Source organism: Sorangium sp. So ce1504 (assembly GCF_051521635.1).
Classification (GTDB): Bacteria; Myxococcota_A; Polyangia; order Polyangiales; family Polyangiaceae; genus Sorangium; species Sorangium cellulosum_B.
Window position 1 is genome coordinate 7,312,547 of the sequence record NZ_CP150365.1, and the last position, 21,870, is coordinate 7,334,416.

Below are 21,870 nucleotides of genomic sequence, written 5' to 3' on the forward strand. Positions count from 1 at the left end.
AGCTCGGAGTTGCGCCGTCGGGTGCGCCCGAGCCCTGCGCCGCGCCGCCGGGCCGGCCGCACGGGACGGACACCCCTCCCGCCCTGTGCTAGAGCGGCGCCCGAATGCGCATCGCGCTCGTTTACCCGCCGACCTGCGATCCCACGGCCCCGTACCTCGCGGTGCCGATGCTGACCGGCTTCCTCCGCGCGAACGGCGTGGAGGTCCTGCCCATCGACGCGAACGTCGAGGCCTTCGACGCGCTCCTCACGCCGCAGCGCATGGCCGGCCTCCGCGACCGCCTCGAGGCGCGCCTCGGGGAGCTCGACCGCCGCGCCTCGCTCGCGCACACAGACCAGCTCGAGTACCTCGCCCTCGCCCGCGCGCGCGGCGACGCGCACGCCGTCCCGGAGGCGGTGGACCTCGCCAAGGCCACGCTCCGCTCCCCTGACGCCTTCTACGATCCGGACGCCTACGCCCGCGCGGTCGCGACGCTCGACGCGGCGCTCGGCGTCGTGTCCGCCACGCACCACCCGCTCAAGCTCGACTTCACGGCGTACCGCACGCCGTTCGGCCTGACGTCGATGGACGAGATCGCCCGGTCGAGCCGGCCGGAGCACGACCCCTTCGACGCCTGGGTGCAGCAGACGCTCGTGCCCCGGCTCCGCGACGCGCGCGCCGACATCGTGGGCCTCTCCGTGTGCTTCCCGGGCCAGCTCCAGCCCGCGTACGCGTTCGCGCGCAAGATCAAGGAGGCGCTGCCCGGCGCGCACGTCACGTGCGGCGGCCCCGGCGTCACGCAGCTGCTCCTCCGGCTGTCGGGCGAGCGGCTCGCGCGCGCGCTCGGCCCGTTCGACTCGGCGTGCCTGTTCGAGGGCGAGCACACCCTCCTCGCGCTCGCGCGCGCGCTCGACGAGGGCCGGCCGCTCCGGGACGTGCCGAACGTCGTCGCGCGCGATCGCCTGATGGGCGCGCGCTGGACGTCCGGTCACGGCATGGAGGACCTGAAGGCGCTCCCCGCGCCCGACTTCGATGGGCTCCCGCTCGAGGCGTACCTCGCGCCGGCGCTCGTGCTCCCGTACGACCCGACGCGGGGCTGCTACTGGGGGAAATGCACCTTCTGCCATTACGGGCTCGCGGAGGTCGGCACGGCGGCGTACCGCGAGCGCGCCGTCGAGACCATCGTGGCGCACCTCGCGGACCTCGGCGCGCGGCACGGCACGCGCCACTTCTACCTGTCGCAGGACTCGGTCGCGCCGAAGACGCTCGTGAAGATGGCGCAGGCGATCCTCGACGCCGGCCTCGACGTGCGATGGGCCACCGACCTCAAGCCGGAGAAGTACCTGACCAGGGAGCGCGCGGACGTGCTGCGCCGCGCGGGCGCCGTCGCGTGCGCGCTCGGCGTCGAGTCCGGGTCGCCGCGTGTCCTCGGCCTCATCGACAAGGGCGCGCCCGTCGAGGTCGTCTCCGACGTCATCGACCACCTCGCGTCCGCGGGCGTGGCCGCCGAGGCGATGTGCTTCACGGACTTCCCCACCGAGACGCACGCCGAGGCCGTCGAGACGCTCGACTTCCTGCGCGCGCGGCGGGAGGCGCTCGCGGTCTACATCGTCGGCGAGTTCGGGCTGACGCACGGCTCGCTCGTCGCGCAGACCCCGGAGCGCTTCGGGATCGACGAGGTGTTCGCGCTCGAGGGCGACGAGCTCGGGCTCGGCCTGTTCTTCGTCCCGCGGGAGCCGTGGAAGACCGACGCCGAGCGCTCCGACGTCGACGCGCGGCTCTCCGACCTGTCGCGCGGCTGGACGTTGCGCAGCTATCCGTGGGCCGGCGCCGTGTCGACCGCACACACGATCCTCCAGTACGACCGCTTCGGCCCCGGCGTCTTCCGCGATCGCGCGGCGCGCCGCCCCGACGACAGCATCCCCGGAGCCAGCACCATCGAGCGCGGGCTGCGCTTCGATCCGCGCGCCGCGGAGCACGCGGAGGCGCGCGAGGCGGAGATCTGGGCGACGCTCGTCCACGAGGAGCGGCGCGTGGGGCGCGACGCCTACGAGCGGCTCGCCCGGTCGTTGCCGCCGCTCCGGCCGAGGCCGGTGCGCGTCAGGTTCGTCGCGGGCGCCGCGCCGGCCGTGACGTCAGGGCGACGGCCGTCGCACGCGACCAGCTCGGCACGCTGAGCCTCGGCCAGGGGGCGCTCCTGGGGCCACCCACCCCGCGCTATCCCGCCGCCGCCCCGTCCCCCCGCCGGCCGCCTGCGCTCGGGCGAGCATGGTAGAATTCGGCATGGCCCAGAAGGCGCCCCAGACGAAGCTGTCGCCGGAGGAGTACCTCGCGCTCGAGCGCTCCTCCGAGGTGAAGCACGAGTACGCTGACGGCGAGGTGTTCGCGATGTCGGGCGGCACGCGCGAGCACAGCCTCATCGCCGCCAACGTGGTGGGTGAGCTCCGCAGTTCGCTGAGAGCGCGTCCCTGCGAGGCGCACGCGTCCGACCTGCGGATCAAGAACGTGACGACGGGCCGCTACGTCTACCCAGACGCCTCGGTCGTCTGCGGCCAGCCCCTGTTCGAGGACGAACACCGCGACACCCTGCTCAACCCCACAGCCGTCTTCGAGGTGCTCTCCGACTCCTCGGAGAGCTACGACCGCGGCGGCAAATTCGCCTTGTATCGAGGCATTCCATCGATCGCCGATTACGTCCTGCTGTCCCAGAAGCAGGTGGAGATCGAGCACTTCCGCCGCCAGCCGGACGGCACCTGGCTGCTCCGCGTGCTCGGGGCGGGCGAGCGGCTCCAGATCGCGTCGATCGGCTGCGACCTGGCAGTGGACGAGCTCTACCTCAAGGTCTTCGCTCGGCCCACGGGCGGTTGAGCGGCTCCGCCAGGCTCTCGGCCCGACGCGGAGCCGCCGCTCCGGGACTACACCGCCGCCGCCCCGCCCCCGCCGGCCGCCTGCGCGCGCGCCCGCTTGCGGACCATGATCTCCGGCGACTCCGCGACCGCCATCCCCACGAGGCGCATGCCCTCCAGGAAGTGCTTCACCCCGCTCCGGACGAGCTCGTGGCTCGCCTCTCCGACCTCCGGGTAGCCCCGCCCCGCCGCGTCGGGCTGCACCTTGCCCCAGTTCGCGAAGAGGCGCCCCCACGGGCTCTCCAGCACGGGGGCCATCTTCTCCTTCGCGTAGCGCGGGTACCAGAACATGTCGTGATACGTGACCGACGCCACGTAGGCCCAGGGGGCGAGCCACGTCTTGAGCGACCACTCGATCGGCTTCTTCAGGGGACCCCAGTAGATGCGGTGCTGGTTGCGCGAGGCGAACGTCATCTCCTTGAACGGTCCATCGAAGTTCCACTGCTCGTTCGCCGCGTCCACGTCGCCCACGAGCTCGATGTCGCGCACGTCGCCCGTCCCGAGGCCGAGGTCGTGCGCCAGCCGCACGAACTTGAGATCGCGCAGCGGGTCGAACCCCATCAGCTTCGCCGCCACGGCGTCGATCGCCACCTGGTCCGAGGACGCGAGCAGCACGTTCTTCACGTGCGGCACCATGCAGCGCGGCCCCGGGCCGTCACCCGCGAACGTCCCGTCCATCACCGCGAAGACCCCGCGGTGGATCTTCTTCTGGATCATCAGGAGATCCACGAGCGTCTCGTGGATCACCGGGTGTGTCCAGTGCCGGTGCTCGTTCAGGAGGCCGCCGAACGCGTTCTTCATGGCGCCCGTCGTCGTCGTGAAGATGTGGGTCTTCACCGTCGGCAGGTGGATGATGTTCTCCCCGATGAAGCGCTTCGGGATCGAGAACCCCTTCGGGTACACCGCGTTCAGACAGAGGAACTTCTTCCGCAGATCGCCGACTGCATCCCCGATCGGGATCCACTCCTCCCCTTCGTAGAGGTGGACGTTGCGCAGGCCGTGCGCCTGCACGACGTCGATCTGCTTGTTCTCGCGCTCGCCGAGGTGGGCGTCGATGACGACCGTGCGGTTGTGGCAGGCGTGGATCAGGTCCTTCGAGTACCCGTCCTGCGTCATCGCCCGGATGACCCCCTCGAGCTGCCAGGGCGTCGTGGATGAGCTCGGGTAGAAGAAGTGCCAGGAGATGTTCACCTTGAGCGCCGTGTCGGCGTCCTTGGCGACCACATCCTGATAACCGGCCAGGTTCATCAGCCGGTGGTAGTCCGAGAGCACCGTCGCAGGCGACGTGCGGATCACAGCGACCTTCGATTTCGGCATGGCCGGGTCCTTATAGCCCGTCCAGAGTCGCCCGTTCCGGGAAGTTGCAGGGCGTCCGCGTGGAGCCTCCGTGCAGGCGCCGTCGACACGGAGCAGCGCGGCGCAGGGGCGCGCGCTCGCCCGATGCCCCTGTTCCGCGCTCCGCCTACGCGCAGGTCCACCATGTCACGATCGAGGCATCTTGCCCCAGACGTGAAGCGCCGCACGCGTGCCCGGACGGAAGCGGCTGGGCCGATCTCGGCGCTAGCCGCCTCGCGCCGCCGAGAACACGCCGGCCGACAGCCTCTGCCGCCGGCCGGCACGGGGACTGCAACAGTCAGGGAGCAGCAGGGAGCAGCAGGGAACAGCAAGGAACCGCGGCGAACAGCCGCCATCAGGAACCACGTTGAGGTCGTCTCCACGAAACAACGGATCGACCCCTGAACCCCCCCTTGGAGGACATCATGCTCGGCTGGACTGTCACCTTCTTCATCATCGCGATCATCGCCGCAATCTTCGGCTTCGGCGGGATCGCCGCCAGCGCCGCGTCGATCGCGAAGATCCTGTTCGTCGCGTTCCTGGTGCTCGCCGTGATTTCGCTCGCGCTCGGGCGCCGCATGCCGGCATGATCCGGAGACAGGGTGGAGGCCATGAAGAACGCGTCGCAACCGCGGAACGGTGAGAGGAACGATACGTTGAACAGCACGTTGAACAGCACGTTGAACAGCGCGCCGAACGGTGAACCCTGGAAGCCCGGCGCGCCGCAGCCGGCGGCGAGCCCCCCCGGCGAAACGCCAGCGCCGCCAGCGCCGCCAGCGACCCCCGGCTCGCCCGGTCGCACGTCGCCGGACCGCGAGATCCAGCTCCCGGGGACGGCACAGCCCGGAGGAGATCCGGGGACGAGGCACCAGCCCGAGGTGCCTGCGCCCGCGCACACGCAGGAGATCCCGGCGCCGCCGCCTCACGAGGTCCCCGGCCACGATTTCCCGCGCGCCGGGAGCGGTCCCTAGGCGATATGCCAGAGACTCCCGCCCTCCCTCCCGCGCCCGGCACCGGCGTCCCGCGCCGGCAAGGCCGCTTTCGCCGGGCGCTGGCCCGCGCGGCCGCGGTGTCGGCCAGCGTGATCGGCCTGGGCGGTGTCTTCGTCGCTGCGGCGGCGGTCGGCGCCGTCATCCACCTGAACGCCGGGTCGACCCGCAACCTGACAAGGCAGCTCGTCAACGACACCCTGCGGTCCACCCTCGAGGGACGGATCGAGATCGAGCATGTCGACCGCCTCGGCCTCTTCACCGCCGACATCTCCAGGGTGACGGTGAGCCACCCGAACGGAACCGAGCTCCTGCGCGTCAGCGGCGTCCACGCGGACTTCAACGCGCTGTCGATCGCGACGGAGCTCCTCCTCGGCGACGGCGACCTCGCCGTCACGATCCCGCTCGTCCGGGTCGCGGACGCGGACGTGCTGCTCGAGCAGGACGAGCAAGGCGCGCTCACCCTGGCCGAGGCGTTCACGCCGACGCCATCGGAGCCGCCGGAAGAGCCGCCCGCCGAGCCTGCGCGGCCGCTCCGCCTCGAGCTGTCGCGCGTCGTGCTCGATCGCGCGGCGGTCCACGGCACCGTCGCGCCAGGGAGCCCCATCGACGCCACGATCGAGGGCCTCGCCGGCGGCGTCGTCGTCGCGGACCGGAGCCGGTACGCGCTCGAGCGCGTGCGCATCACGGAGCGGCGCCTGCTGCCGGTCCCGGTCGAGGCGACCAGCATCTCCGGGAGCGTCAGCGTGCCCGCGGACGCGCCGATGGAGCTCACCGCGAAGCTCGAAGGGAGCGTCGGCGCGATCCCGCTCACGGCCGAGGGGACCCTGAAGGACGAGCGCCTCACGGCGCGGGTCTCGTCCGCGCGCGTGACGCCCGAGGCGGCCCTCGCGATCGATCCGAGCGCGCCGCTCGCCCGGCCGCTCTCGGTGCTGGTGACTGCCGACGGAGCGCTCTCGGACCTGACCGTCACGGCGCGCGTCGCGGTCCTCGATCCGCTCGTCGCGAGCGACGCCGTGACCGGCGAGGTCACCGCCAGCGCCCGGCTCGACGCGCTCGATCCGAAGCGCATCACCGCCGAGGTGCGGATCTCGGAGCTCGACCCGCGCGCCTTCGTCGGGGCGGCGCCCGCCGCGCGGGTGAGCGCGGAGGCCCGAGGGGAGATCCACCTCGACGAGGAGGGCGGGCCGCGCATCGTCGCCGAGGCCAGGACGGAGCCGTTCGTCGTCGCGGGGCAGCGCGTGCCAGCGACGGAGGCGCGCGCGACGCTCGAGCGCGGCGCGCTGCGGGCCGCGGCGACGATCCACGAGCCCGGCGCGCCCATCGAGGCCAGCGTCGCCCGCTCGAAAGACGGGGTGCTCAGGTTCGAGGCGCAGAGCGAGATCCCGTCGCTCGGCGCGGTGCAGCGCGTCCCGCGCGGCATCCACGGCAGCGTCGCGCTCCACGTCGAGGGAGCGCTCAGGGACGAGGCGCTCGACGCCGAGGCGACCGTGCGCGTCGCCGGGCTCCGCGTCGGGTCCGATCTGAAGCTCGGGCGCGGCGAGGTCCGGGCCAAGGCCAGGGGGCCGCTCGACAAGCTCACGATCGACGGCGTGTTCCGCGGAGCCGACCTCCGCGCCCAGCAGTACGCGTTCCGCAGCGTGGCGGCGAGCGCCGCGGGGCCCGTCACGGCGCCGCGCGTCCGCGTGTCGCTGGCCAGCGCGGAGCGCCGGATCACGGCCTCCGCCCACCTCGATCTGCCGCGGAGCGAGGCGCGGCAGCTCCGCGTCGAGGTGGCGCGCGGGGAGGACGAGGTGACCGCGCAGGCCGCCCGCGTCGCGTGGGACCGCGGGATCGCCCTCCGCGGGCTCGCGCTGCGCGGCGACGGCGTGGGGGAGATCGAGGGGAGCCTCTCGCTCGCCGGGGACGAGATCGAGGGAGACCTCCGCGGCACCGCGATCGACCTCGCGCGCATCGCCGACATCACCGGCGCGCCGCTCGGGATAGGAGGCCTCGCCAACCTCGACCTGTCGGTGCACGGCCGGGGGGCGCGCCGCGCGGGGCGCGTCCAGATCGAGCTCGAGGACGGCTCGGTCCCGGGCGTGGCGCCGCGGCTCTCGATGAACGTGACGGCGCGCCTCGACGGGGAGGCGCTGAAGGCGGACGGCCTGGTCCGGCTGCTCGCGCCGCCCGAGCCGCCGCCCGCGCAGGCGCAGGAGGCCCAGCGCCGGGGCGCGACGCCCGACCAGACGCTGACCACGGCCTTCGACACGGCGTCGCAGCAGAAGGCGCCACCCGCGCCGGTGTGCCACGGCGCCATCGCGCGCGTGCTGGTCGACGGGAGCGCGGCGAGGCTGCGCGGGCCGCTCCTCTCGGCGCGCACCTGGCAGACGGTCACCGGCTCGGCCCGCATGGACGCCGACGCGTGGCAGCTCGGGTGCCTGGCGCAGGCGTCGCCGGTCCAGCTCGCCCTGAGCGAGCTCTCGGGCCGGCTCACCGCGCGCCTCGCGGTGGCGCGCGAGGCGGGAGAGCGGCTCCCGTCGGTGCGGAGCCTCCTTGTCCGCACGGAGGGCCTGCGCGCGGCCGGGCCGATCGACGCGCAGACGGGCGCGCCGGCGTGGGTGTCGAGGAAGCTCGACGCGCGGATCGCGGGGGATCTCGACGCGAAGACCGGCGACGCCCACGTCACGCTGTCGGTGTTCGATCGCCAGCTCGTGGCGGAGCTCTCGGCCGCGCTCGACGCCGATCTGCCGGCGCTCCTCGCCGATCCGGCCGCGGCGCTCCCGCGGACGTCGATCGCCGCGCACCTCCGCGTGCCGCGCCGCCGGCTCAACGATCTCACCGAGCTGGCCGCCCTCGGGAAGCGGACGCCGGTGCTCTCCGGCTCCGCGGGGCTCGACGTGTACTTCGCGGGGAAGCTCGCCGAGCCCCGGCTCGTGGCCCGCGCGACTGCGGCGAACGTGGGCGGCACGGCCGGCCCCTCGCTCTTCGGCAAGCTCCGGGTCGACACGCTGCTCGTCTATGACGGGCGCGACGCCGCGCTCGACGCGTACGCGTTCCGCGGACCGATCACGTACATGACGGCGAAGGCGAGGCTGGGCGCGGACGCCGCCGCCCTCCTCGGCGGGGCCCCTTCCGCTCGGCGCTTCAGCAACGGCAGCCTCGAGGCGAAGATCGCGGATCTGCCGCTCGCGGAGGTGCCCGTCCTCGCCGACATGCAGATCGGCGGCGAGGCGCGCGGCGAGATCTCCGTGCGCGGGCTGTTCGAGGCCGCGCCCGAGGTCAGGGCGCACCTTCAGTTCCCGGGCCTCACGCTCGGCCCCGACGCGCGGTACGAGACCGCCGAGGCGTCGCTCGACATCGCGCCGCCGGGCGGCGCGGGGCGCACCGCGGCCGTGGCCAGCGTGCGGCTCGAGGGGCGCGACGGCGGCCGGCTCGAGGCCAAGGCCCAGGCGCCCATGGTGTGGCAGGCGAACGCGATCCCGGCGCTCACCGACGATCGGAACGCCTCGGTGTCGCTCGCGGTCGACCGCTTCCGCCTGGCGGCGCTGGAGCCGTTCGTGCAGGGCTCGGTGAACCGGCTCGACGGCACGCTCGACGGCGAGGTGCGGCTCGGGCTCGGCGCGCAGGCGGGCTTCTCCGGCGAGATGCGCCTCGAGGGCGGCGTCGTCCAGGTGGCCGCGATCGGCCAGCCGTTCGAGAACGCCTCGTTCCGCGTCGCCGCGAGCCCCTCCGGCGAGCTCCGCGTCGACGACCTCCGCGCCGACGCAGGCAACGGCCAGGTCCGCGGGAAGGCGACCCTTCAGATGGAAGGGTTCGCGTTCCGGAACGCCCGCGCCGAGCTCTCGATCCCGAGAGGCCGAGCCCTCCCGATCTCGCTGGAGGGCGTCCCGATGGGCGAGGTGCGCGGCCGGGTGGCGCTCGCGGCGGAGAAGCGGGCCGAGGAGATCGCCGTCCGCGTCGACGTGCCCTCGCTCGATCTGACGCTGCCGCCCACGATCGGGCGGAGCGTGCAGCCGCTCGGCGAGAACGCGGACATCACGACGTCGGCGCCGCTCAGCCAGGAGGAGTACGAGGCGCGGCGAGCGCCGGCCGAGCCGCCGGAGCAGGCGAAGGAGAGCGCGGGCGGCACGCCGATCGCCATGGAGGTCCACCTGGGCAGGATCGGCGTCGAGGGCGACATGTTGCGGGCCTCGCTGTCGGGGGATCGGGCGCACCCGCTCCGCATCAAGGTCGCTGGGGAGACCGAGATCCGGGGCAACGTGAACATCCTGTCGGGCAATCTCGAGGTGCTCGGCAAGGAGTTCGAGATCGAGCCTGGCGTGGTTGCCCTGCAGGGGGATGCGTCGAATCCGTTCCTGAACGTGAGGGCGTTCCACGACACGCCGGAGGGGACGCGCATCTTCATCGACTATGTGGGGCAGCTCAACCCGATCACCGAGGACAAGATCACCTTCCGTTCGGAGCCGCCGCGCCCGGAGAACGAGGTGATCGCCGAGCTCCTGCTCGGCAGAGAGTTCGCGGAAGGGACGCTGGCGGGCGGCACGTCCGAGCAGCCCGCGTCGGGCGGCGGCAGCGCCGCCGGCGGGGTCGCGGCCAGCGTGGGGACGGGGCTCGCGTCCGCGCAGCTCAACATGATCCTCCAGAGCATCGGTCCGCTCCGGAACTTCGAGACGAAGCTGGGCACGACCGAAGAAGGCGCGCTGAAGACGACCGTGGGCTACCAGCTCGGGCAGCAGGTGACCGCGAGCGCGAGCTACGAGGCGGGGCCGACGGGGCAAGGACAGGGGCCAGGGTCCGGGGGCGGCAACACCGGCGCGCAGGCGCGCACCGAGGTGAGCCTCGAGTGGCGCTTCCGCCGGGACTGGTCCGTGCGGGCGGCGATGGCCACCGGCGCGAACCCGGCGACGAGCCTCGACCTGCTCTGGAAGCACCGCTACTGAGCGCCGTCGCGCTGCGGGCGCGCCCGTTCGTCAGGGCGGCGCATCCCCTTCGGCGCCGGCTGCGCGCCGGCTCAGCGCGCGACGCAGATGCCGCCGCAGTCGGCGCCGATCGGCGGGCTGCAGTCGTCGCCCGGATCGTCGATGCAGGTGAGCCCCTCGGGGCACGGGCGCGCCGTGATGCCGCCGCACGCCTGCGGCCGGGGCTCGGGCACCACGCAGATGCCGCCGCAGTCCGCCCCGCCGTGCTTCGGGTCGCAGTCGTCGCTCGGATCGTCGATGCACACGAGCCCCTCGGGGCACTCGATCCCCGCGAACCCCCCGCAAAACGGCGGCTTGGGCGTCGGCTCCACGCAGATGCCGCCGCAGTCCGCCCCGCCGCGCTCCGGGTCGCAGTCGTCGCTCGGATCGTCGACGCACTCGAGCCCGTCGGGACAAGGGAAACCCGCGAATCCGCCGCACATCGTCGTCGGCGGGTCCTCGACGCACACGCCGGGACAGTCCGCGCCGCCGTGCTCGGGGTCGCAGTCGTCGCTCGGATCGTCGACGCATGCGAGCCCGTCGGGACAAGGGGTCCCGAGGAACCCGCCGCACGTCTCTGATCCGGGCGGATCCGGCGGCTCACCGGTGTCGCCGCCGCCGTCCCTGTCGCAGCCCACGAGCCCGATCACGATGAGCAAGAGAGCCATCCCTTTGTGGCGCATCAGAACCTCCGCGTTGCGTTTGTCCGAACCCCACCATGAAGCAGCTTCGGTGCCACGGGAAGCGGACGCAATTCGGGCGGAGCGCGCGGTCCTCGGCGCGGGCACCGCGATCGCGGCGTCTTGCTGTGTCGCGGTTGTGCCAACGGCTTGACGGGAGGATCCGCGGGAGCGCGTGGAAGTCGTCTCCTCCGCGAGCCCAGGGGCGGCGTATGCATTGTATGCATTCCGCGCGCCGCCCCTGGGCGGGCCGCGTCGATGGGGGTGTCGACGCGTCAGAGCGAGGTGGAGAGCCGGTCGAGCACGGCGTTCATGATCGGCCGATAGCCGTAGTCAGGCGACGAGGTGTCGACCAGCTGCTTCGGGCAGATCGAGCCGGCGACCCCGCGCTCCCCGAGGCTCCGGATCAGCTGCAGCTCGCGGAGGCCAGGGTAGGCCTTGGCGTGGTCCTGCGTCGTGGACCGCGCCCCGGGATCCGCCGGGTCGTTCGTGCCTTCGGGCCTGCACAGCGGGTTGTCGCCGGGCGCGCCGGCGATCGGCGTGCAATCGCACGACTGGGTCCCAGCGTCGCAGATGCGCTCCTCGGCGAGGGGGAAGATGCAGGCGTACTGGAGATCTCCAGTGCTACCCGGTGGAACCGTGTACTCGCGGCCGTTGATCGCGTTCCAGCCCGCGGCGCTCGGGTGGACGATCGCGTCGCCGGTGATCGGGTTCATGCCCGAGCGGGGCGCCGCCGACTCGATCATGAGCGGATCCGCGGCGGGGACGTAGTTCGCCGGATCGCCGAGGATAGCTTCCCAGGTGCTGCTGAGGGTCGTGCCGGACGGCGGGTCGGCGAGCTCGGCGGCGTTCTTGAGCCCGCCGACCGGCTGGCCGAACTGGTTCAGGCCGCCCAGGAGATCGGGCTCGCCGAGCGCGTTCTGGCGCGCGAGGTCCTGCCACGGCACGCCGACGATGCCGGTGAACACGATGTGCTGCGGCCCGCGGGTCCGGGTGTTGTCGTCGCTCGGGTCCAGATCCGAGAAGATCGGGTTCGGCACGAGCTCTCCGCTCCTCGATACCACCATGGGCTCCGTGAGCGCCTGGGTGTACCGATCGATCGGGTAGAGGAAGTCGAACCCGAAGCGGCGCTTGTGGTCCCAGCACCGGCTGTTCACCGGGTCTTCCGCCGCGGTGAGCCTGGCGGCGTTGCCATCGGGGCCGGTGCAGGTCGGATCCTCGGGGCAACCGTCCTGCTTCTGGGCGCAGGACCTGCAGCACGGATCGTTCGGGTCGGTGGCGCACTCGCTCCGCGGCCGCCACAACCTGAAGCCCGCTCCCGCCTCGGCGACGAGGTAGTTCTTGCCTTCGTCCCTGATCGAGCAGTCGTTCTCGTCGGAGAGCATCACGATGAGCAGGAGCGAGTCCGGCCGGAGGAAGGCCTTCCGCTGCGCCAGGAGCTTCGTGTCGAGCCCTCCCAGTACAATGTTCTCGGTCGTCGGCGACACGGAGATGGTCTCATACGGCTCGGGATCGACGAGGAAGCGATAGAAGCTCTCCAGCGGCGCCTCGAAGCCGCACCCGGCTTGCCCGACCCCTTGCACGATGTCGCTGAGCTTCTCGGCGAGCGCCACCGGATCGGAGTCTCCCGCAGGGACGTGGCTTCCGGTCGGGTCCCACACGAGGAAGCCCTTGTCCTGGTAGGTCGGCAGGTCGTTCTCGCTCGTCTCATTGGAGCGCGCGAGGAGGCGGGCCATGTCGACGTTCGAAGCGGACGTTGCCGCCTGACAGGCGCTCGACCCGTGGCCGCCGAGGCTGCTGCTGATGACACCGATGTGCATGTCCTGCACCGGAGTGCGCACGCGCAATGTGCCTGCGGGGCATGCGCTCAACCCGCTCGGGGGCTGGACGGGGGGAGCAGCACCGGTCGGATCCACGCAGAGCGGGTTGGTCATGCCGTCGACGAAGTCGGCGAGCACCAGGCGCATCAGTTCCTGCTTGTCCGCCATCGAGCCGGAGTTGTCGACCACGAAGAGGAGATCGACCTTGTCCGGCGTGAACTGCGGCGGAACCCAGCCGCCTGCGCCCGTGCTGGAGTCGCCCCCGCTACCCACGGTAGCATCGCTGCCGCCGCTGCCGCCGCTGCCCCCGACACCGTCGCTGCCGCCGATTCCCGAGCTGGTGGTGGAGCTGGAGCCGGCCCCGCCGAGGGATACCTCGACTTGACATGCCACGAGCGAGACGGCGCTCAGGACGAGAAAGGGCGACAGTGCTCTTGATAGTCTCGAAGACATAATTCCTCCTTGCGCGGTGCCGTGACGCGCCGTCCAACACCGGCAGTGACCGAACGTGAAGGGACGCCCACCCCGCTTCCCATTTCAAAAAAACCACCTGACCCCAAAACGAGACGGACAGCCCTCTTTCCCGCCCCGCCCATACGCGTTAACCAAGCTCGTTCGGTCACGCTCAGGACACGAAGCCCGCCCCGCTCCACCCCACCATCGGGCACCAACGTTTACGTGAACGTGAACGTGAACGTTTACGTGGTCGTCTGAGGATTGATCACATTTCCCCCTTAGTTTTCGCTGAGTTGGCAACGGCGGCGTTCCAGCCCGTCTCCAGCATGAGCAAGGTCTGCATTCCGCGCGCGAGCGTCAGCCAGCCAGGCGGACCGTTGCGCTTGAGATGTCCACCAAGACCGGCAACGGCGTAGAGCGCATCGACTACCGTCGCCCCCTGAGCCGGCAACTTCTTGGGCTGGTGCTGGTGCAGCAGCTTCAGCTGCGTGGGGTTCAGGGCTCGTTCCGCGGGCGCGTTGGGCTCAAGGCGGGACAGAGAGCGCAGCAGCAGCATCTGCCACGCGATCGGGGCGAACAGCGCCAGCGCGTTCGTCAGGCTCCGGAAGCTCTCGAGCTGGCGCGTCTCGAGGGCGCAGCCGGTCTTCAGGGCCTTGAAGAACTCCTCGATGAGCCACCGTGCCCGGTAATGGTCGACGATCGCTGCGATCTGGTCGGGCGTGTCGACGGGCTCGTTGGTCGCCAGCACCCACGCGACCGGCTCTTCGCCCGCGGGCGTGTCGATCTCCTGCACCAGCACGACGTTGACCGCGAGCTCTTCGGCCAGCTCGGGCAGGTAGTACGGACGGCGCAGCGCTATGCGCCGGGCGCCGACGCCCAGCGTGGCGCTCCGCTCCGAGCGCTCGGGGTGCGCGCGCTTGCTCGCCGGGACAGGGCCGGCGCGGCGTTGGGTGAGCACGACCTCGCGACTGAGCCGGATCGGCAGCTCGACCAGCGCCTCGCTCAGCCGCAGCCGTGCGCCGTCGTCGAGCGCTTCTTCCTCATCCTCGGCCAGCTCCGACACGTTCCGATCGCGCGCCATGCGCACGACGAAGCGGTGGCCCTGCTCGACCATGGCGCACAGAAGCGGATAGGCGTCGGCCTCGCGGTCCATGATGTGCAGCAGCGACGTGCGGTCGCCCACGGCCTGCTCGGCCGCCTCCACCTGCCGCAGCCAGCGCGTCGACTCCTTGTCGGTCACGCGCGCATAGTCGCTGCCCGTCCTGTTCTTCTTGCGTGGGCTCTTGGACAGGGCGGAGGCTTTGCGGGCCCAGCAGGCAAGGCCCAGCAGTCCGAGCGGCTGATTGATCGCGTCGGTGGCCACGGCGAGCGTCGCGTGCGCCAAAAAGCCCTGGGTGTCCTTGCCGTTGAGCGGACCGAGCCCTTTGCGTGCGCCGTCGCCGTCGCCGTCGAAGGCGACGGCGGTGGTGTCATGCACCGCGCGAACCGTGTCGTGACCGGCCATCCGCTCGAGGGTCTGCTCGCTGTGGGCCTGCACCAGCGCACCATACGACACGCGCTGATTGCCAAGGAGCCGGTAGAAGCCCTCCAGCTCTGCCTCTGTCTTCAGCGAGTCCGGGAAGCTCTCGCCCGGCGCGACGCTCAGCCGTGCCACCACCGCCCGGACCCGCTGATGCAGGCGCGCATCGCCCAGCTGCACCGTCTCGAACTCGCGCACGATCGACGGCATCGTTTCCGGCACATCGGGATTTCCCATGACATTCCAGACGCTTGGCGGGTCCGAAACGGATCAAAAAAAGATGTGCGGGATCCTCAGACGTGGTCGTGGTCGTTCACGGCCTACCGTTGACGACCACGACCACGACCACGTAAACGACCACGACCACGTAAACGTTCGGATGTAGGAGAACGCGGCGCGAGGCTTGGTTAACGCCTATCCCCCCGATCGCCCCCGCTCTAGGGGGTAAAGGAGCGGAGACGGGGTACGTGCGGGCTCGACGGATAGGCGAGGAGGAACGCCGACGCGCGCTGCGCAGCCGCCGCGCGATCGCCGCTCTGCCAGAGCGCCTCGATGGTGAGCGCCTCGCGCTCCTGCGCCAGCGCGCCGCCGGGAAAGCGGAGCCGCGCCTGCTCGGCGATCCTCAGCGCGCCGGAGGCATCGCCGCGCCGGAGCGCCGCGCGCGCGTCGCCGAGGAGCGTCAGCTCCTCGCGCAGCCGGCTCTCCCGCAGCCCCGGGCTGGAGGCGCCCTCCGCGCCTGTAGCCTCCGGCGCGGGCGCCGCTTCGAGGACGTCCGCCCTGGCCGCGGGCGGCGCGCTCGCGGCGTGCTCCGATAGCGGCGCGCCCGGCCTCGTGGACGTCGCGGCCGCGCGGGGGCCGGTCCGCGCGGGTGACCTGTCCGGCAGCGGCGCCTCGGCCGGCGGAGGCGGCCTGGATCGCAGCGGCGCCTCGACCGGCGGCGGCTCGGCAGGCGGCGCCAGCTCGACAGGCGGCGGCTCGGCAGGTGCCGGCTCGGCCTGCGCGGCAGGCTCACGGCCCTCCGGCGGCGAAACCGGCGCGGATCCCGGCACCGCGACGGCCTCCGCGGCCTCGACGATCCGAGCCGGCGGCGCCTCGCTCGACGGAGCCACAACGACATAGCCGGCGACGATCAGGCCCCCGCAGGCGGCGCCGAACAGCATCGCCTTCAGGATACCCGCAGCGCCCGCCGCTGCGGCCACGCCGCCGGTGACCGCCGCGCCGCCAGCGCCGGCGCCCGTCGCAGCGGACACCACCTTGCCCGCGGACACAGCCGCGGCGATCTCGCCAGCACCCGCCGCCGCGCTCGCCGCGCCGCCCGCGCTCGCCGCGCCGCTCGCGCTCGCCGCGCCGCTCGCGCTCGCCGCGCCGCCCACGTTCGCCGGAAGCGCCCCTCCCGCGGCGCCTTGAGCCCCTCCGAGCCCGGCGGCTCCGGCGAGGCCGATCTGCGCGGCCATCGCGGCCCACATCCGCTCCTGCGCCCCGTCGGGCGGGTCCGCCGACGGCGCTGCTCGCAGGAGCTCACGCTCCGTCTCGAGCGCGTTCGCCTCGGCGTCGAGCCAGCGCACCGGATCGCTCATCGCTCCCCTCCCGCGCGCTTCCAGACGGGTTGCCGCTCCACCTCCGGCAGCGGAAGGACGACCGAGGGATGCCCCTCGGGCACCGGCGCGCGCTCGGCAGCCGCCGCCTTCAACACGGGCTGCGACCGCGTGGTGACCCGCGGCCCGCCCACGTGGAACTCGTCGCGCGCCTTCAGGCGCGCGACGGCGCGGCGGAACGCATCGCGGGCGAGGCGGAGGCGCGAGTAGACGGTCCCCAGCGGGACGTCGAGCAGATCGGCGACCTCCTCGCCGCCCATGCCGTCGAGCTCGAAGAGCGTGAACACGGCGCGCTGCTCGAGGGGCAGCTCGTCGAGGATCGCCTCGAGCAGCGTGATCGCCTGCCGCCGTTCCGCCTCCGCGCCGACGTCGGCCCGGTCATCGGCGCAGTCGAGCAGCGGCTCGTCGTCGTGAGCACGCCGCCTCATATGCGCGAGCTTGCGCCGGTCACGGGCGGCGTGAAAGCAGATGCTGTAGAGCCAGGTCGTAATCTTGGACCGACCCTCGAATTCGGACAAGCGCCGATGGACGACCAGGAACACGTCCTGGACCGCGTCGGCGACGTCGCTCTCGGGCACGCCGAGGCGGCGCAGCGATCGCCACACGAACCGGAAGTGCTGCGCATAGACCTCTCCGAAGGTCATCCTGTCCTGCCGCTTCTCGCCATGCCCATCGCCTCCGTGGCGGGTCGCGTGGCTCGCCATCAAAAAATCGACACGCGGGCGCTCAGGCCGACGAGCAGCCCCACCGGGGAGGGGTCGAGCGCCACGTCCTGCGTCAGGGGCGTGCCGGCTTCGCCGCCCGCTGGGCGCTCGACCGTGAAGCGTGCCCGCGCGACCGGCGCGAGCAGCGTCGCGCGTGCGGACCAGCCCAGCGCGCTGGAGCCGAGGAGGGTCCCTTCCGCGACGGCCGAGCCGCCGAGGGCGAACCAGGGAGCGGAGGCCTCGCGGTCCGGGGCGAACCCCTTGCCGGAGCCGTAAACGACGCCCAGCACCGCCGCCGCGCAGGCCGAGAGCCGGAGGCCGTCGAGATCGCCGGCGATGGTGGCGCAGCCGCGCGCCGTGGCGGCGCCGAGCCCGAGGGAGACGACGCCCGGCGCGAGCTCGGTGTCCTGGGGGGGTAGCCATACCCCGCCGACACCTGCGGACCACCCGCGGCGCCGCAGGGAAACATCGGCGATCGCGGCCGCCCGGAAGGGATCGAGCATGCCCATGGTCTGCGCGGCGCCGAGCTCCATCGAGACGTCCCCGCGCGCCGCCCGAGGCGGAGGACGCGGCGGCGCCGGCACGACAGGCGCCCGCGCGGGCGCGGCAGGAGCCGGCGCGGGCGCGACAGGGGACGGCGCGGGCGCGGGCGCGGCAGGGGCCGGCGCGGGCGGCTCGCTGTCGAGCAGGATGGCGAGGGTCAGCGCCACCGCCTCGACGAGCTCGCCGCAGGACGCCCCCACCTCGGACGAGAGCTGCCGGGTGCGACCACCTGCCTGAAGGACGGCGGTGTACGTGGCGCCGTCGTGGAGAAAGCGGACCTCGATCTCGGTCGCCCCGTCCGCGCTCGCCAGGGCGCCGCCCGCGTTCGCCGGCGTGTCGCCAGGAGGGGCGCCGCCCGCGTTCGCCGGCGTGTCGCCAGGAGGGGCGCCGCCCGCGTTCGCCGGCGTGTCGCCGGCAGGGGCGCCGGTGGGAGGGCCGGCGGTGCTCACGGGGTCGAGAGCCCGCCTCTCCATCACCCGCTCGACCGCGACGGCGAGCGACGGCGCGTCCGGGCAGTCGGCCGCAGCGGGCGCCCGCTGGACCGCGAGCCGCGGGAGCGGGGCGGCCACGACGACGCTCGGCCAACCGAGGGAAAAGGCGCAGACGGCCAGGACGCACAGCGCGCCCCGACGCGAGGGATGAGGGCAGGTCACAGGATGCCTCCCATTACCGCAAGGAACGGCGCAAGCGGAATTAGGACGCGCAGAGCTCTGTGGCCTTGGGCGAAATCGCCGCGAGGGCGAGACCGCCAGACGGCCAGGCCCCCGGCGCCTGCGGGAGACGCCGGTCGCGACGGCGCGCGTTCCATGGCGGAGGCGTCACCGCCTGCCACGCGGGAGAGCACGACGCCGCCGCCCGTGGCGCGACCGAGCGACCGATCGAACGACGGCGACGCCGGTCGCGAGCACGGCATGGGATCGGATAGAGTGCGCCCCATGAACTCCTACGAGCTGGTGACGTGCGCGAGCTGTTATGGCGAAGGCGAGATCAACACGGACTCCGGCCCCTATCTGTGCAAGGACTGCCACGGAAACGGCCGCATCCTCCCGACCGGAGAGCAGATCGAGGAGCGCATCCGCGAGATCGAGGTCGAGCTGGAGCGCCACCCCCAGGAGGCGAAGCCGGAGACCCGATGGCTCGTCTTCGAGCTGCGGCGCACCCGCAAGCTGCTCTGGCAGATCCGGTCGTACTGCGAGGAGGCGCGGAGCGACACAGACGACGCGATCATCGTCAAGATCCGCGATCTCGCCGACGCGGCCGTCGCCCCGAGGAGCCCTGCGGTGCCGCGGGAGATGCTCCCTGAGGACGCCTGATGCGCGGCTCCACCGGGGAGCCGGACAGTCGACCCCGGGGAGCTCCCGCGTCCTGCTCGAGCGCGGCGCGGGGTGTTCCAGCGCCTGCTCTCTACCCTGCCCTCCTCGGCGCCGCGTGGGCCGCGCTCGCGCCGCCGGTGCAGCGCCTCCACGCGGGCGGCGTGCGCGCTCGCGGCCGCTTCCGCGTGCGGCGTGGCCGGGGGCTCGCGGCGCGCCTGGTCGCCGGCCTGCTGCGCATGCCGGAGGCGGCCGAGGACGTGGCCGTGACGCTCGCCGTCGAGCCGGCGGGCGACGGCGAGCGGTGGCTCCGCACCTTCGGGGTTCGCCCGCTCTTTTCCTCGCAGTGGCGCGCGGGTGATCTCCTGGTGGAGGGGCTCGGCCTCGTCCAGTGCTGGTTCCGGCTCCGCGCCGAGGGCGGAGCGCTCGTGTTCGAGCAGGTGCGGTCGACGCTCGGGCTCCGCCGCCTCGGCCTGCCGCTGCCCCGGTGGCTCGCCCCGCGGATCGAGGGGCGGGCCGGGCCGCTCCAGGACGAGGTCCACGTCGACGTGCGGATCTTCGCGCCGATCGCCGGGCTGCTCGTCGCGTACGAGGGGCGCGTGGCGAACGAGGCGGGCGGCGAGGCGCCCCCCGCTCGCGCCGGCGGGTCCACGCCGGAATCGACCGCGCTGTCAGCGCCGGAGCCCCGCGCGCCGGAGCCCCGCGCATGATCACGGCGCTCGTGCTCCTCGCCGTGCAGGGCGCGCTCGGCGCCTTCGACACGCTCTATTACCACGAGTGGCGGGCGCGCCTGCCCGGCGGCGTGCCGGGCACGGCGCCCGAGCTTGTCCTTCACGGCGCGCGCGATCTCCTGTACGCGGTGCTCTTCGCCTCCTTGCCGTTCGTGCGCTGGGAGGGGCTCGCCGCGTGGGCGCTCGCGGCGCTGCTCCTCGCGGAGATCGCGTTCACGCTCCGCGATTTCGTCGTCGAGGACACGGTCCGGAGGCCGCTCGGCGGCGTCTACCCGGGAGAGCGGGTGATGCACGCAGTAATGGGCATCATTTACGGCGGCGCGCTCGCCCACCTCGTCCCCGAGATCTGGCGCTGGGCGCGCGGCCCCACCGGCTTTTCCCGCTGGGACGCGCCGCTCTCGCTCCGCGTGATCCTGCCGCTCATGGCCGCAGGCGTGCTGCTCTCGGGGCTGCGCGACCTCGGCGCCGCCTACGGGCCTAGCTGGCTGCGCTTCCCGTGGGGGCGCGCGTGATCCGCCGCCCGCGCCGCACGACGCGCCGTCAGCCCTTCACCGCGCCCGCCGTGAGCCCCGCGAGGATCCGCCGCTGGAAGACCAGCGTCAGCACCACGAGCGGCACGGTCACGACGATGGAGGCCGCCATGGTCTGCCCCCAGGGGATCTCGTAGAGCCCGCTGCTCGTCGTCGAGAACGCCTGGATCGCGTAGGTCACGGTGCGCTTGTCCGGCGTCTGGGTGAAGGAGAGCGCGAACAGGAACTCGTTCCACGCGGCGATGAAGGCGAGGATGCCCGTCGTCGCCATCCCGGGGACCGAGAGCGGCAGCATGACCCGGGTGAACACCTGCCAGTGCGTCGCGCCGTCGACATAGGCCGCCTCCTCGATCTCGCGTGGGATCGCCTTCATGAAGCCGGTGAGCACCCACACCGTGAAGGGGAGCGTGAAGATGAGGTACGTCAGGATCAGCGCGGGGAGCTGGTTGTACAGCTTGAAGAAGTTGATCATCTGGAACAGGGCGCCGAGGACGGCGATCTGCGGAAAGATGGTCATCCCCAGGACCACGTAGAGCACCAGGCTGCGCCCTCGGAAGCGGAACCTCCCCAGCGCGTAGGCGGCCAGCGAGCCCACGGCGAGCGACACCGCGGTGACCGAGACGGCGACGATCACGCTGTTCAGGAGCGCCGTCTGGAACTCGCCGTTCGCCAGCACGAGGCGGTAGTTGTCGAGCGTCGCGCGGCCGGGCCAGTAGCGGACCGGGGTCGTGAAGAGCTCGTCGTCGGGCTTGATGGAGGAGACGAACGCCCAGACGAACGGGAAGACGGTGAACACGAGCACCGCGGCGACGAGCAGGTAGAGCAGGGCCCGCAAGGCGCCCTGTCCCAGCGAACGGCGCCGCCCTGCGCCTCGCGAAGCGCCGCTCATCTCACACCTCCTCGGCGCGGAACACCGCGAGATAGATCGTGATGAACACCGCGATGATGAGGAAGAGCGCGACGGAGATCGCCGAGCCGTAGCCGATGTCCGAGACGCTGACGAGGGTCTGCTGCGCGTAGGTCGCCATGGTCTGCATGTCCGGCCGGTTGCCGAACATGACGAAGAAGACGTCGAACACCCGGAGCGCGTCGAGCGTGCGGAAGATGAGCGCGACCAGCATCGCGGGCCTGAGGAGCGGCAGCGTGATCCGGGTGAACTGCTGGAGCGCCGTCGCGCCGTCGACCCGCGCGGCCTCGTACAGATCGTGCGGGATGAGCTGCAGCCCGGCGAGGAGGAGGAGCGCCATGAACGGCGTCGTCTTCCAGACGTCGATGAGCGCCACGGCCCAGAACGACACCGCAGGATCGGCGACGAAGGCGACGTTGCGGTCCAGGACGCCGAGCTGGTTGACGAGCAGGTCGTTGAAGACGCCGTAGACGTCGTTGTACATCCACTTCCACATCTGGGCCGAGATGACGGTCGGTATGGCCCAGGGGATGAGCATGGCCGCGCGCACCGCCGAGCGCCCCTTGAAGCGGGAGTTGACGACGAGCGCGACGCCGAGCCCGAGGGCGAGCTCGCCGAGCACGGTGACGACCGTGAAGAGCACCGTGAGCAGGACCGCGTCGTGGAAGTAGCTGTCCTGCACGAGATCGACGTAGTTCTGCGCCCCGATGATCCTGGCCGGCTCCCCGGTGCCGAGGCGCGCGTTCGTGAAGCTCAGGTAGAACGTCTCGGCGAGGGGGTAGAGGGCGATGAACGCGACGACCGCGAGCGTCGGCAGGAGGAACAGCCAGGCGCGCCGCTGTCGCCGCGCGTCGAGCGACGGGTGGTCCGGAGGGGCCGCCGCGCTCGTGGCCGCTGGGTTCGCCGGCATGCTCATGGGATATCCG

17 protein-coding genes are annotated in these 21,870 nt (G+C 72.5%); 8 read left to right on the top strand and 9 right to left on the bottom strand.

Translation table 11 applies throughout. The annotated features are described in order from the left end of the window. Nucleotides 1-104 precede the first annotated feature (104 nt). Nucleotides 105-2,156 carry a B12-binding domain-containing radical SAM protein gene (locus tag WMF39_RS27505; RefSeq protein ID WP_437739450.1) on the top strand — a complete coding sequence of 684 codons (2,052 nt, stop codon included), beginning with the start codon at nucleotides 105-107 and terminating at the stop codon, nucleotides 2,154-2,156. Nucleotides 2,157-2,262: 106 nt separating this feature from the next. Next, nucleotides 2,263-2,847 carry a Uma2 family endonuclease gene (locus tag WMF39_RS27510; protein WP_437739451.1) on the top strand — a complete coding sequence of 195 codons (585 nt, stop codon included), beginning with the start codon at nucleotides 2,263-2,265 and terminating at the stop codon, nucleotides 2,845-2,847. Nucleotides 2,848-2,894: 47 nt separating this feature from the next. Here WMF39_RS27510 and WMF39_RS27515 read toward each other — a convergent pair whose 3' ends face one another. Then, nucleotides 2,895-4,202, bottom strand: coding sequence for a DUF362 domain-containing protein (locus WMF39_RS27515; protein WP_437739452.1), 1,308 nt, complete (start codon nucleotides 4,200-4,202; stop codon nucleotides 2,895-2,897). Between the two features lie 443 nt (nucleotides 4,203-4,645). On the opposite strand from WMF39_RS27515, the gene WMF39_RS27520 reads away from it, so the two are divergent. From WMF39_RS27520 to WMF39_RS27530, 3 genes are all read left to right on the top strand, one after another. Beyond that, on the top strand, nucleotides 4,646-4,810 hold the full coding sequence (locus WMF39_RS27520) for a DUF1328 family protein (protein ID WP_012237660.1): 165 nt from the start codon (nucleotides 4,646-4,648) through the stop codon (nucleotides 4,808-4,810). Nucleotides 4,811-4,876: 66 nt separating this feature from the next. Further along, nucleotides 4,877-5,191, top strand: coding sequence for a hypothetical protein (locus WMF39_RS27525; protein ID WP_437739453.1), 315 nt, complete (start codon nucleotides 4,877-4,879; stop codon nucleotides 5,189-5,191). Nucleotides 5,192-5,196: 5 nt separating this feature from the next. Further along, entirely contained in the window at nucleotides 5,197-10,131 is a 4,935-nt protein-coding gene (locus WMF39_RS27530; protein WP_437739454.1) for a translocation/assembly module TamB domain-containing protein, read from the top strand. 71 nt (nucleotides 10,132-10,202) lie between these two features. Here WMF39_RS27530 and WMF39_RS27535 read toward each other — a convergent pair whose 3' ends face one another. The 6 genes from WMF39_RS27535 to WMF39_RS27560 form a co-directional block, all read right to left on the bottom strand. Next, complete coding sequence (locus WMF39_RS27535) at nucleotides 10,203-10,832, bottom strand: hypothetical protein (RefSeq protein ID WP_437739455.1); 630 nt, start codon at nucleotides 10,830-10,832, stop codon at nucleotides 10,203-10,205. A 272-nt stretch (nucleotides 10,833-11,104) separates the two neighbouring features. Beyond that, nucleotides 11,105-13,042, bottom strand: a complete 1,938-nt coding sequence (locus WMF39_RS27540) for a hypothetical protein (protein WP_437739456.1) — start codon at nucleotides 13,040-13,042, stop codon at nucleotides 11,105-11,107. A gap of 328 nt (nucleotides 13,043-13,370) precedes the next feature. Then, on the bottom strand, nucleotides 13,371-14,861 hold the full coding sequence (locus WMF39_RS27545; protein WP_437739457.1) for an IS4 family transposase: 1,491 nt from the start codon (nucleotides 14,859-14,861) through the stop codon (nucleotides 13,371-13,373). Nucleotides 14,862-15,061: 200 nt separating this feature from the next. Further along, on the bottom strand, nucleotides 15,062-16,201 hold the full coding sequence (locus WMF39_RS27550) for a hypothetical protein (protein WP_437739458.1): 1,140 nt from the start codon (nucleotides 16,199-16,201) through the stop codon (nucleotides 15,062-15,064). Beyond that, nucleotides 16,198-16,863 carry an RNA polymerase sigma factor gene (locus tag WMF39_RS27555; RefSeq protein ID WP_437739459.1) on the bottom strand — a complete coding sequence of 222 codons (666 nt, stop codon included), beginning with the start codon at nucleotides 16,861-16,863 and terminating at the stop codon, nucleotides 16,198-16,200. The genes WMF39_RS27550 and WMF39_RS27555 overlap by 4 nt, the downstream gene beginning before the upstream one ends. Nucleotides 16,864-16,922: 59 nt before the next feature. Then, the gene (locus WMF39_RS27560) at nucleotides 16,923-18,119 is read right to left on the bottom strand and encodes a hypothetical protein (protein ID WP_437739460.1); all 1,197 of its coding nucleotides are present in this window, start codon (nucleotides 18,117-18,119) and stop codon (nucleotides 16,923-16,925) included. Nucleotides 18,120-18,401: 282 nt separating this feature from the next. On the opposite strand from WMF39_RS27560, the gene WMF39_RS27565 reads away from it, so the two are divergent. Genes WMF39_RS27565 through WMF39_RS27575 form a run of 3 tightly spaced genes read left to right on the top strand, consistent with a single transcriptional unit; the run spans nucleotide 18,402 to nucleotide 20,019 of the window. Continuing rightward, nucleotides 18,402-18,779 (top strand): hypothetical protein, encoded by a 378-nt coding sequence (locus WMF39_RS27565; protein ID WP_437739461.1) that lies wholly within the window; start codon nucleotides 18,402-18,404, stop codon nucleotides 18,777-18,779. Then, nucleotides 18,779-19,486, top strand: coding sequence for a DUF4166 domain-containing protein (locus WMF39_RS27570; RefSeq protein ID WP_437739462.1), 708 nt, complete (start codon nucleotides 18,779-18,781; stop codon nucleotides 19,484-19,486). The genes WMF39_RS27565 and WMF39_RS27570 overlap by 1 nt, the downstream gene beginning before the upstream one ends. Next, nucleotides 19,483-20,019, top strand: coding sequence for a hypothetical protein (locus tag WMF39_RS27575; RefSeq protein WP_437739463.1), 537 nt, complete (start codon nucleotides 19,483-19,485; stop codon nucleotides 20,017-20,019). The genes WMF39_RS27570 and WMF39_RS27575 overlap by 4 nt, the downstream gene beginning before the upstream one ends. Nucleotides 20,020-20,047: 28 nt before the next feature. Here the strand turns inward: WMF39_RS27575 and WMF39_RS27580 are convergent, their stop codons facing one another. After that, complete coding sequence (locus WMF39_RS27580) at nucleotides 20,048-20,926, bottom strand: carbohydrate ABC transporter permease (protein WP_437541520.1); 879 nt, start codon at nucleotides 20,924-20,926, stop codon at nucleotides 20,048-20,050. Between the two features lies 1 nt (nucleotide 20,927). After that, nucleotides 20,928-21,860 carry a carbohydrate ABC transporter permease gene (locus tag WMF39_RS27585; protein ID WP_437739464.1) on the bottom strand — a complete coding sequence of 311 codons (933 nt, stop codon included), beginning with the start codon at nucleotides 21,858-21,860 and terminating at the stop codon, nucleotides 20,928-20,930. Between the last annotated feature and the right edge of the window lie 10 nt (nucleotides 21,861-21,870).

Excerpts from the sequence above, each read along its gene's own strand:
- WMF39_RS27505 (WP_437739450.1), top strand. The coding sequence starts at position 105 with ATGCGCATCGCGCTCGTTTACCCGCCGACCTGCGATCCCACGGCCCCG.
- WMF39_RS27510 (WP_437739451.1), top strand. The coding sequence starts at position 2,263 with ATGGCCCAGAAGGCGCCCCAGACGAAGCTGTCGCCGGAGGAGTACCTC.
- WMF39_RS27515 (WP_437739452.1), bottom strand. The coding sequence starts at position 4,202 with ATGCCGAAATCGAAGGTCGCTGTGATCCGCACGTCGCCTGCGACGGTG.
- WMF39_RS27520 (WP_012237660.1), top strand. The coding sequence starts at position 4,646 with ATGCTCGGCTGGACTGTCACCTTCTTCATCATCGCGATCATCGCCGCA.
- WMF39_RS27530 (WP_437739454.1), top strand. The coding sequence starts at position 5,197 with ATGCCAGAGACTCCCGCCCTCCCTCCCGCGCCCGGCACCGGCGTCCCG.
- WMF39_RS27535 (WP_437739455.1), bottom strand. The coding sequence starts at position 10,832 with ATGCGCCACAAAGGGATGGCTCTCTTGCTCATCGTGATCGGGCTCGTG.
- WMF39_RS27545 (WP_437739457.1), bottom strand. The coding sequence starts at position 14,861 with ATGGGAAATCCCGATGTGCCGGAAACGATGCCGTCGATCGTGCGCGAG.
- WMF39_RS27550 (WP_437739458.1), bottom strand. The coding sequence starts at position 16,201 with ATGAGCGATCCGGTGCGCTGGCTCGACGCCGAGGCGAACGCGCTCGAG.
- WMF39_RS27555 (WP_437739459.1), bottom strand. The coding sequence starts at position 16,863 with ATGACCTTCGGAGAGGTCTATGCGCAGCACTTCCGGTTCGTGTGGCGA.
- WMF39_RS27565 (WP_437739461.1), top strand. The coding sequence starts at position 18,402 with ATGAACTCCTACGAGCTGGTGACGTGCGCGAGCTGTTATGGCGAAGGC.
- WMF39_RS27570 (WP_437739462.1), top strand. The coding sequence starts at position 18,779 with ATGCGCGGCTCCACCGGGGAGCCGGACAGTCGACCCCGGGGAGCTCCC.
- WMF39_RS27575 (WP_437739463.1), top strand. The coding sequence starts at position 19,483 with ATGATCACGGCGCTCGTGCTCCTCGCCGTGCAGGGCGCGCTCGGCGCC.
- WMF39_RS27580 (WP_437541520.1), bottom strand. The coding sequence starts at position 20,926 with ATGAGCGGCGCTTCGCGAGGCGCAGGGCGGCGCCGTTCGCTGGGACAG.
- WMF39_RS27585 (WP_437739464.1), bottom strand. The coding sequence starts at position 21,860 with ATGAGCATGCCGGCGAACCCAGCGGCCACGAGCGCGGCGGCCCCTCCG.